The 8,224-nt window shown below is 68.7% G+C and carries 6 protein-coding genes and 1 tRNA gene; 4 read left to right on the top strand and 3 right to left on the bottom strand.

The window, feature by feature from the left end; all coding sequences use genetic code 11:
* Positions 1-429 precede the first annotated feature (429 nt).
* Positions 430-1,560 carry an ABC transporter ATP-binding protein gene (locus NMN56_RS39110; RefSeq protein ID WP_274044924.1) on the bottom strand — a complete coding sequence of 377 codons (1,131 nt, stop codon included), beginning with the start codon at positions 1,558-1,560 and terminating at the stop codon, positions 430-432.
* Between the two features lie 188 nt (positions 1,561-1,748).
* Here NMN56_RS39110 and NMN56_RS39105 point away from each other — a divergent pair.
* Positions 1,749-1,822: transfer RNA gene (locus NMN56_RS39105), tRNA-Thr, on the top strand.
* A gap of 184 nt (positions 1,823-2,006) precedes the next feature.
* Here NMN56_RS39105 and NMN56_RS39100 read toward each other — a convergent pair.
* Together NMN56_RS39100 and NMN56_RS39095 are read right to left on the bottom strand one after the other, a co-directional pair.
* Positions 2,007-3,227 carry a helix-turn-helix domain-containing protein gene (locus NMN56_RS39100; RefSeq protein ID WP_274044925.1) on the bottom strand — a complete coding sequence of 407 codons (1,221 nt, stop codon included), beginning with the start codon at positions 3,225-3,227 and terminating at the stop codon, positions 2,007-2,009.
* Complete coding sequence (locus NMN56_RS39095) at positions 3,224-3,532, bottom strand: putative quinol monooxygenase (RefSeq protein WP_274045071.1); 309 nt, start codon at positions 3,530-3,532, stop codon at positions 3,224-3,226. Before NMN56_RS39095 ends, NMN56_RS39100 begins: the two co-directional genes overlap by 4 nt.
* Positions 3,533-3,743: 211 nt before the next feature.
* Here NMN56_RS39095 and NMN56_RS39090 point away from each other — a divergent pair, with 211 nt between their 5' ends.
* The 3 genes from NMN56_RS39090 to NMN56_RS39080 all read left to right on the top strand — a co-directional run bounded on the left by NMN56_RS39090 (position 3,744) and on the right by NMN56_RS39080 (position 7,951).
* On the top strand, positions 3,744-3,926 hold the full coding sequence (locus tag NMN56_RS39090) for a hypothetical protein (RefSeq protein WP_280842829.1): 183 nt from the start codon (positions 3,744-3,746) through the stop codon (positions 3,924-3,926).
* 8 nt (positions 3,927-3,934) lie between these two features.
* A complete protein-coding gene (locus NMN56_RS39085; RefSeq protein WP_274044927.1) occupies positions 3,935-4,138 on the top strand; it encodes an ATP-binding protein in 204 nt (67 codons plus the stop codon).
* 1,653 nt (positions 4,139-5,791) lie between these two features.
* The gene (locus tag NMN56_RS39080) at positions 5,792-7,951 is read left to right on the top strand and encodes a restriction endonuclease (protein ID WP_274044928.1); all 2,160 of its coding nucleotides are present in this window, start codon (positions 5,792-5,794) and stop codon (positions 7,949-7,951) included.
* Positions 7,952-8,224 lie beyond the last annotated feature (273 nt).

The raw sequence follows: 8,224 nt of genomic DNA, 5'->3' as shown, positions 1-8,224 counted from the left end.
TCACGGCCGCACCGGCCCCAGTCTGGGGGAGGGGTGGGGCAGGGAGGGGAGGGGGAAGGTGTGAGGGGGGAGAGAAGACGCGGCAGGGGCCGTGGTGGACGAGGTGTCCACCACGGCCCCTGTGACACCGGGATTGCCGTGGCCCGCGGGCCCGTTACGGGGTTTACGGGGTCCGCGGGACGTTCGTTCTGTGGGCCTGTAGCCGGCCCGTCTCTGGCCCGTTTCCGGCCACAGGGACCTCCAGAGGCGTCCCCGCTGCTCCCCGAAACCGGTTGGCAGGCGGGCCCCCGGGTGACGGGGCGGAGTACAGGGCCTGTTGGGCCTACAGGGCCCGTTGGGCCTACGGGCCCGCTGGGCTCGCCGGCCTACGGACCCCGGACCACGTGGACCGACCACGGGGTCCGTCGCTGAGGCGACGGTCCGCTGAGGTCAGTCGCTGAGGCGCTCACCCGAGGAGGTGGAGAAGACGTGGGTCTCGCCACCGCGCGGGACGACGTGGACCGTGGACCCCTTCTCGGGAACGTTGCGGCCGGAGACGCGGACCACCACGTCGCGGCTGTCGCCGCTGATCTCGGCGGTGCCGTAGATGTAGCCGTCGGCGCCCAGCTCCTCAACGACGTTCACGGTGACGGCCAGGCCGGCGTGCTCGTCCTTGGAGAGCGTCTTGGCGCCGCCGGTGCCCTCGCCGTTGACGAGGTCGAAGTGCTCGGGGCGTACACCGACCGTGACGGTCGTGTCGCCCTTGTCGGCCGCCGTCGCGAGCGCGTCACGCTCGACCGGCACGACGCTGTTGCCGAACTTCACGCCGCCGTCCGTGATCGGGACCTCCACGAGGTTCATCGCGGGGGAGCCGATGAAGCCGGCGACGAAGAGGTTGGCCGGGCGGTCGTACATGTGGCGCGGGGTGTCGACCTGCTGGAGCAGCCCGTCCTTGAGCACGGCCACGCGGTCGCCCATCGTCATGGCCTCGACCTGGTCGTGGGTGACGTACACGGTGGTGATCCCGAGGCGGCGCTGGAGGCCCGCGATCTGCGTACGGGTCTGGACGCGGAGCTTGGCGTCGAGGTTCGAGAGCGGCTCGTCCATGAGGAACACCTGCGGCTCCCGGACGATCGCCCGGCCCATCGCCACACGCTGCCGCTGACCACCGGAGAGCGCCTTGGGCTTACGGCCCAGGTAGTCCGTGAGGTCCAGGATCTTCGCCGCGTCCTCGACCTTCGCCCGGATCTCGGTCTTCGGCACGCCCGCGATCTTCAGCGCGAAGCCCATGTTGTCGGCGACGCTCATGTGCGGGTAGAGCGCGTAGTTCTGGAACACCATCGCGATGTCCCGGTCCTTCGGAGGAAGGTGGGTCACGTCGCGGTCACCGATGCGTATGTTGCCTTCGTTGACGTCCTCAAGCCCCGCGAGCATCCGCAGAGAGGTCGACTTGCCGCAACCGGAGGGGCCGACGAGTACGAGGAACTCGCCGTCCTCGATCTCGATGTCGAGCTTGTCGACGGCGGGGGTGTCGGCGCCGGGGTACACCCGGGTCGCCTGGTCATAGGTGACCGTGGCCATGTTCTCTTCTCCTTCACCGGCAGGTACGTGCCGGACGATCCGTCGTAAAGGGAGGTGTAGTCCACCGCGTGGACCTGCGGTGACGCTAGCCGCTGACCCACGTTTTGTCAGTACCCCAGCACCCCGCAAACCACCTCGCCCCACCCCCCACCCCTCCGGGTACACTTCACGGGCACGATTCAGTGCAGGCCGCCTTAGCTCAGCTGGTTAGAGCATCTGTCTTGTAAACAGAAGGTCGTCGGTTCGAATCCGACAGGCGGCTCAGGTTGCTTTACGCAGGTCAGAGGCCCCGTACCGGGTGGGTACGGGGCCTCTGTCGGGCTCGTGACGGCGGAGTACGGCAACCCGTTGTGATCGGAACGGACCGCCGCGTTCGCCGAAGCCGCAGGGACACTGCGGCAGTGCGCTGGGAACGGTCACCGGTAACCCGCACTCCCCGTGCCGACCTATGTTCCGTGTACGCCCAGCTCGGCTGCGAGCGCACGCAGTGCGTCGGACGGGGCCTGGCTCATCGTCACGAGGTCCGACACGAGCTGCTTGACCGGTGGCATGGCACGCACGATCTCGGGTGAGAGGCGTTGCGCTGCCCGTACGGCCGTGACGGCGTCGGCCACCTGGCGGCGCTGGGCGTGGGCGCGGGCCACGTCGAGGTGGAAGCGCGTCCGGCGCTCGGCGGAGAGCCCGGAGGCGTCGACGCGTGCGGCGGCGCGGAGGGCGACCCCTGCATCCCCCAGGCCGACGGCTACGGCGACCTCGTGCAGGTCGACGTTGGCCGGGCCGAACTCGGTGTTGTAGTCGTTGCGTCCGGGGCCGACCTGGTCGGCCATGCCGCGGGCCTGCCGGATGAATGCGTATGCCTCGTCGGCCTGGTTGGCGCGGCCGGCAGCCACGGCGCGTTGCAGGGTGAGCGCACCACGCAGGGCGACGGCCTGGACGTCCCCGGACTCGGCCAGTGGGCGCAGCGCGTCGGCGGCGCTGCCCGAGGCGTGGGCGGCCTGGTCGTAGTGCTGGGCGCCGATGAAGACGATGGAGAGCCGGAACTGACCGGCGGCCATCAGGAGTGGGTCATTCGCCCGCTCGGCGGCGACAACGGCGCGGTCCACGGCGACCCAGGCCGCCTCCGGCTCGCCCATGTTGGCCAGGGCCGCGCTGCAGGTCTGGTAGATGGTCACCAACATCCGGAACACGCCGGGGAGTTCGTCTCCTACGGCGGACCGTGCGGCGATCTCGGCTTGAGGGACCAGCCCTTCGAGCAGCTCGGCCAGGGCGGCGTAGTTTCCCTCGTGCGTCAGGTTCCAGGCGCGGTCGACCTGGAGGCGGAGCGCGTCCAGGTCCGGTGGCTCGTGCCGGCCGAGGACGGCACTGAGCGAGTGCGCGGTGCTCAGGGTTAGGCGCAGCTGGTTGGCGCCTGGTGGTTCAGTGTTGGTGGCGGCGATCACGGGGGCCTCGGCGGCCAGCTCGGATACCGGAAGGTCCAGGACCTCGGCGACCTTCTCCAGCACGGTCATCCGGTCGATGCGGCGTACGCCGCGCTCCACCTGGGACACCCAGGCTTCCGATCGGTCGAGAAGAGAAGCGAACTCCTTCTGCGAGAGGCCGCGTCGCTTGCGGTTGAACGCGATCTTCTTGCCGAGCGATTCCTCGTAGTCACGGTTGTCGGGGCTCAAGCGTCCACGCCCTTGCCGGACATGAAGTCCAACACATCGACCTCCGTGGACGACAGATACTTGCCGCGCGCCTTCAGGAACTCCCGCACGTGGTTCTGCGACTCGTGCACGTCGAACGCTTCCCGGTCGCGGTACAGCTCGTAGAAGATCCGCTCCAAGGGGCGGCCCTCGACGCGGTGCACGGTGTAGATCAGCGTCCCCGGTTCGTGTGCCTTGATCTGCTCGCCGGTGTGCGCCACCAGCTCATCGAACTCGGCTGCCGCTTCCTCGTCCTTGCACGTGAAGCGGACCATCAATCCGAACATGCCGCCTTCTCCCTCCAGTTCGGCTGTGGGCACCTGTGCCCCTGGGTGTGCCACGAGCGGAGATTCACCCGTACGAAAAGTACTGTCTCGCACTTGAAGTACTCACACTCCGAGTACGGTGCTAGTACTTATTGTACGGCTCTCGCTCTTCCGGCCACCTGAGCTGGCTAGACGGCCCGGGAAGCCGCAGGTCAGTGCCATGGAGGACGCCATGCCCACCTACCGCCATACCTTCTCCGGACGACCAGAAGAGGTCTCACGCGCCCGCCACTTCACGTACCACTATCTCCGCCACACTCCAGCGGTCACAGACGTCTGCCTCATGGTCAGCGAGGTCACGACGAATGCCGTCAGCACACCCGCTCAGGCCGACCCGGCGGGCACTTCGCGCTGACGCTGAGGGTGGAGCGCGGCAGCGTGCGGGCGGAGGTCGAGGACGAGGGCTCGGCCGTGGGTGACGTGCCGCACGTCGATACGGAGGAGGAGCGGGAGGCCGAACACGGCCGTGGCCTGGCGATCGTTGATGTGCTCGCCGACAAGCACGGCGTCGAGAGGCCGAACTTGGTGTGGTTCGAGCTGTCTTGGGGCGAAAGCACTCTTCGGTAAAGGAAGCGCAGCAGCGCACATGAGGCCACCGCGGTACAGCGGTCGAGCGGCGTTTGGAACAGCTCTCTCTGCGACTTCGAGGCGGCCCGCTTACGCGGGCCGCGCGCGGCCCGGCGGGCTTCCTGTCTCCGCCCCGGTCCACCAGCCCGCGCGCACGAGGTGGCGAGTCAACTTGATCGCGAAAATCCGCTCATGGCCGGCCCGGTTTTCTTACGGATCTGAGCTGCACTTCGGGGGCGAGTCTCTGCGGTAGGGGACCGCGCTCGGACAATCCCAGGCATTCGAGTAACTACCCGAATCGTAGGCGGCTTAGTGGTCTCCGATCTCCCGACCCGGCGACCTCAGCCCAAAACCGCTGACTGCATCGAATCAGGGAGGATCATCCTGGCCGTCCGAGTCGTCTTCCGGAGCAGCGGGCTCGTCCGGGTTGAAGGTCTGATAGAAGCCGGCCGATCCCGCACATGGCCAGCGCTACGAAGAGAAGGCCAGCGAAAAGGGTCCAGGACCACCATGCTCCCGGCATGGCAAGCAACCAAAGCGGCGGGAAAACAAGGACCACGACCAAGACAACCGCACCGAGGCTCGCCCAGTTCCGGCGACGCTCAACGTACTTCGTCTGACGGGCAGCAACAGCGCCGAACTGACGCTTGATCAGGACCTCTAGCTGCGCGGTCTCGTGGTCCCACGTCGTCGAGTGATCAGTCCGGAGCTGACTCAAGAGCTCCCGGCTGCGCTCAAGATCGGCGGTCAGGCGGGCGTCACGGCGATTTTGGATTGCACCGGTCACTATCGGCCCGGCTGCCGCAGCGACCACGAAGCCCACGCCGCCAAGTAACGGCGTCAGTACTCCGTTCAAGGTGTTTCCTCTCTCGCACCAGCAATGTGGGAAGACAGGCTAGGGCTTACCACTGACAGCAGCATGTGAAGCCACGGTTTATCCAGGTCAGGGTCCCAATCATCTCTTACCATTCTTGTCCTGCACGGCTCGTCCGCAGCATGGGGCGATGCTGTCCAGAATTGCGTTAGCAGTGTGGCTGAGGCCGGTGGCGGTTCGGCGAGCTATAAGCGCACGGCTGGTCATCCGGCGACCCCCGTCATCGTTGCGGGCTATCTTCGGCTGAGGCACAAGCGGACCGTTGCTGTACAGCAGCGACGGCAACCCCGGCGACCGTTGGTGGCTGACGGCGGCTCTTCTGGACCCCGCTGCGGCCGATATAGCTGCTGTCGGCCGCACTCTCTGAGTTATGAGCAGAAGGCCCTTGGGTCGTTCCGACAGGCCGCTCCGGCGGTCAGAGGCTCGTCACGGGGGTTACGAGCGGGCCTGTGTCCTGCCTGCCGTACGGCGGCGAAGCGAGGCGGCGGACTGAGCGGTACGGGCCGCGGCGAGCCGTTCGCCCAGGCGTCGTTCGCACCGCGAACCCGTCGTTCCGCTCCTGTTGGCCCCGGCCCGTCTCGCCCCGGACGGACTGGACGGAACCGGACGGCGCGGGCCGCGAGGCGGCGCGCAGGACCCGCTAGCGAACCCCGAATCCAGTTACCCCGCCACACTCATGGGCCAAATGGTGTTTAACGGCTAAAGTCTGTTTCTTGTTGCTGGTCAAGGGGTCGGTGCTCGGCGGGAGTCGGGGTTGTGGTGGGGAGGGACTGGCGGGGATGAGTCGTCGTTCCGGTGGGATGGTCGGTGTCTGGGCTGAAGCGCAGCGGCAGCAGCAGCGGCGGGTTGAGGCGCAGGACAGGTATCAGCGGGAAGAGGAGCGGCGGCAGCGCGCTTACCAGCGGGATGTCGCCCGCAGTTATCGGGAGCAGCGGGCCGCGTATCGGGAGCAGCGCGAGGCGGACGCCAGGCGGCGTACGCAGGAGTTGGATGCCCGGGTCGAGGTGCTGCAGGGGCTGTTGGCTGCGGGATGCCGGGCACCGGCGTTCCGGGCGGGGGCGCTCACCCGGGCCGAGCAGGTGGAGGCGTTCGCTCCGGGGCAGCTCGGGGTTCCCGTTCCGCTGCCGGATCCGAACCAGTATCAGGCGCAGGGCGGTTGGACCGCCGCGCGGCGGGTGCAGGCGCAGGCGGAGGCGCGCGCCAGGTTCGAGCACGACTGGCATGCCGCGCATGCGGTGGAGGCCCAGCGGCAGCAGCAGTTGGCGTCGTACCGTGCGCAGTACGAGCAGTGGGCCGAGGCCAGGCTGGGGGAGATCCGCCGGCACAACGCCACGATCGCCGAGATGACGGCGGGGCTCCGTGACGGCGATCCGGGCGCTGCTGTGGACTACTTCTCCGCGGCGTTGTACGCGTCCACCGCGTGGCCCGAGGACCTGCCGCGGCAGGTGTCGGCCGCGTATGAACCGGGTGCGCGGCAGTTGGTTCTGAACTGGGAGCTTCCCAAGTACGGCGTCGTACCGGAAAGCAAGTCGGTGCGTTACATGCCCTCCACCGACCAGGACAAGGAGACTGCGCGCCCGGTGGCCCAACGCCGGGCGCTGTACCGGGACATGCTCGCGCAGTGCGTTCTGCTGGCGCTGCACGACCTCTTCGCCGCGGACGAGTTCGGCGCGCTGGAGTCCGTCGTGTTGAACGGTTTCGTCGACGATCATGAACCCGCGACCGGCAGGCAGGCGCAGATCTTCCTGGCCACCGTCATGGCGCCGCGCGACACGTTCACCGCGCTGCACCTCGGGCAGGTGAGCGCGGTCGACTGCCTGGTGGACGGGCTCCGCGGCCAGTTCTCGCCGCGTCCGGACCAGCTCACGGCGGTACGGCCGAGCCGGGTACCCGAAGACGTCGGCAACGAGGTCGTGACGCATGGTGGGGACGAGGAACCTGACCTGTACGAGATGGACCCGGTGGCGTTCGAGTCGTTGGTCGCTGACCTGTTCCGGGCCATGGGCATGCAGGCGGTCACGACTCAGCGTTCGAACGACGGCGGCGTGGACGTCGACGCGCTGGACCCTGCCCCGATACGCGGCGGCAAGATCGTCGTTCAGGTCAAGCGCTACCGCAACACCGTGCCGCCGACCGCCGTACGCGACCTGTACGGCACCGTCCAGGACGCCGGCGCGAACAAGGGCGTGCTCGTTACGACGTCGAAGTTCGGCCCCGGCTCCCACACCTTCGCCAACGGCAAGCCCCTGGAACTGGTGTCCGGCTCCCAACTGGTCGATCTGCTGGGCCGCCACGGGCTGCGGGGCAGGCTCGGAAGCCAGGTGGGAGGCCAGGCGGGAGGCCGGCTGGGAGGCCAGTCGGTTGCAGGGTCGATGGCCACGGACACGGGCACGGGTAGGGACTCGGGCCCGGGTCGGCGCACCGTGCCCGAGGTCAGGGACGGGGCGGACGACCAGAACGTGCTGGGCATGTTCTGGTCCGGCACCGTCGCCCTTGACGTGTGCGCGCTGGTCTGCCGAGGTGATCAGGTCCTGGACGACGATCACTTCGTCTTCTTCAACAACCTCCGCACCCCGGACGGCGCCGTCCGGGCCCTCCCGCCCGCCGCACCCGACAGAGCCGCGCTCGGCGTCTCCTTCGACGCGCTCTCGGAACGGGCCGACCGCCTCGTCATCGTCGCCGCCGTCGACCCGGTGACCAACCCCGGTGCCGACCTGGCCGGATTCACCCAGGCAGGCATCCGCCTGCTGGACGCCGCAGGCACCGAACTCGACCGTCTGGACGTCTCCGACGGCCGCCCCCACGAAACCGCCCTCGTCCTCGGCTCCTTCCGCCGACGCGTCAGCGGCGACTGGGAGTTCGTCATGGGCGGCAAGGGCTACCGGGGCGGGTTGGAGGAGCTGGTGCAGGGTTACGGGATCGACGTGGCGGAGGGCTGACGGTCTCGCCGAGGGGGAGTGACCTCGGGCGTCAGCGGTGCGGGTGCGGGTGCGGGTGCTGGTGCTCCGGGGTCCGGCCCGGTGGTCCGGGGTCCGATGGCCCGGCGGCCGGTCGTCAGGTCGGCCGGTCGTCGGCCAGCCGTCGTCCGGTCGTCCGCGAGGCGCCGTTCCGGGTGCGCGCGCAGATCGGTGCCGTCGTTCATAACGTCTCCCCCCGGAGTACGGACCGCCGGCGCCCGCCCCCCTGGCGCTGGATGGAGGGCGGCTTCGGGC

This window comes from Streptomyces iconiensis (assembly GCF_028657195.3).
Classification (GTDB): Bacteria; Actinomycetota; Actinomycetes; order Streptomycetales; family Streptomycetaceae; genus Streptomyces; species Streptomyces iconiensis.
This window is presented reverse-complemented; position numbering and strand designations above follow the sequence as displayed.

Coding starts and splice junctions, on each gene's coding strand:
- NMN56_RS39110 (WP_274044924.1), bottom strand. CDS start 1,560: ATGGCCACGGTCACCTATGACCAGGCGACCCGGGTGTACCCCGGCGCC.
- NMN56_RS39095 (WP_274045071.1), bottom strand. CDS start 3,532: ATGTTCGGATTGATGGTCCGCTTCACGTGCAAGGACGAGGAAGCGGCA.
- NMN56_RS39090 (WP_280842829.1), top strand. CDS start 3,744: ATGCCCACCTACCGCCATACCTTCTCCGGACGACCAGAAGAGGTCTCA.
- NMN56_RS39080 (WP_274044928.1), top strand. CDS start 5,792: ATGAGTCGTCGTTCCGGTGGGATGGTCGGTGTCTGGGCTGAAGCGCAG.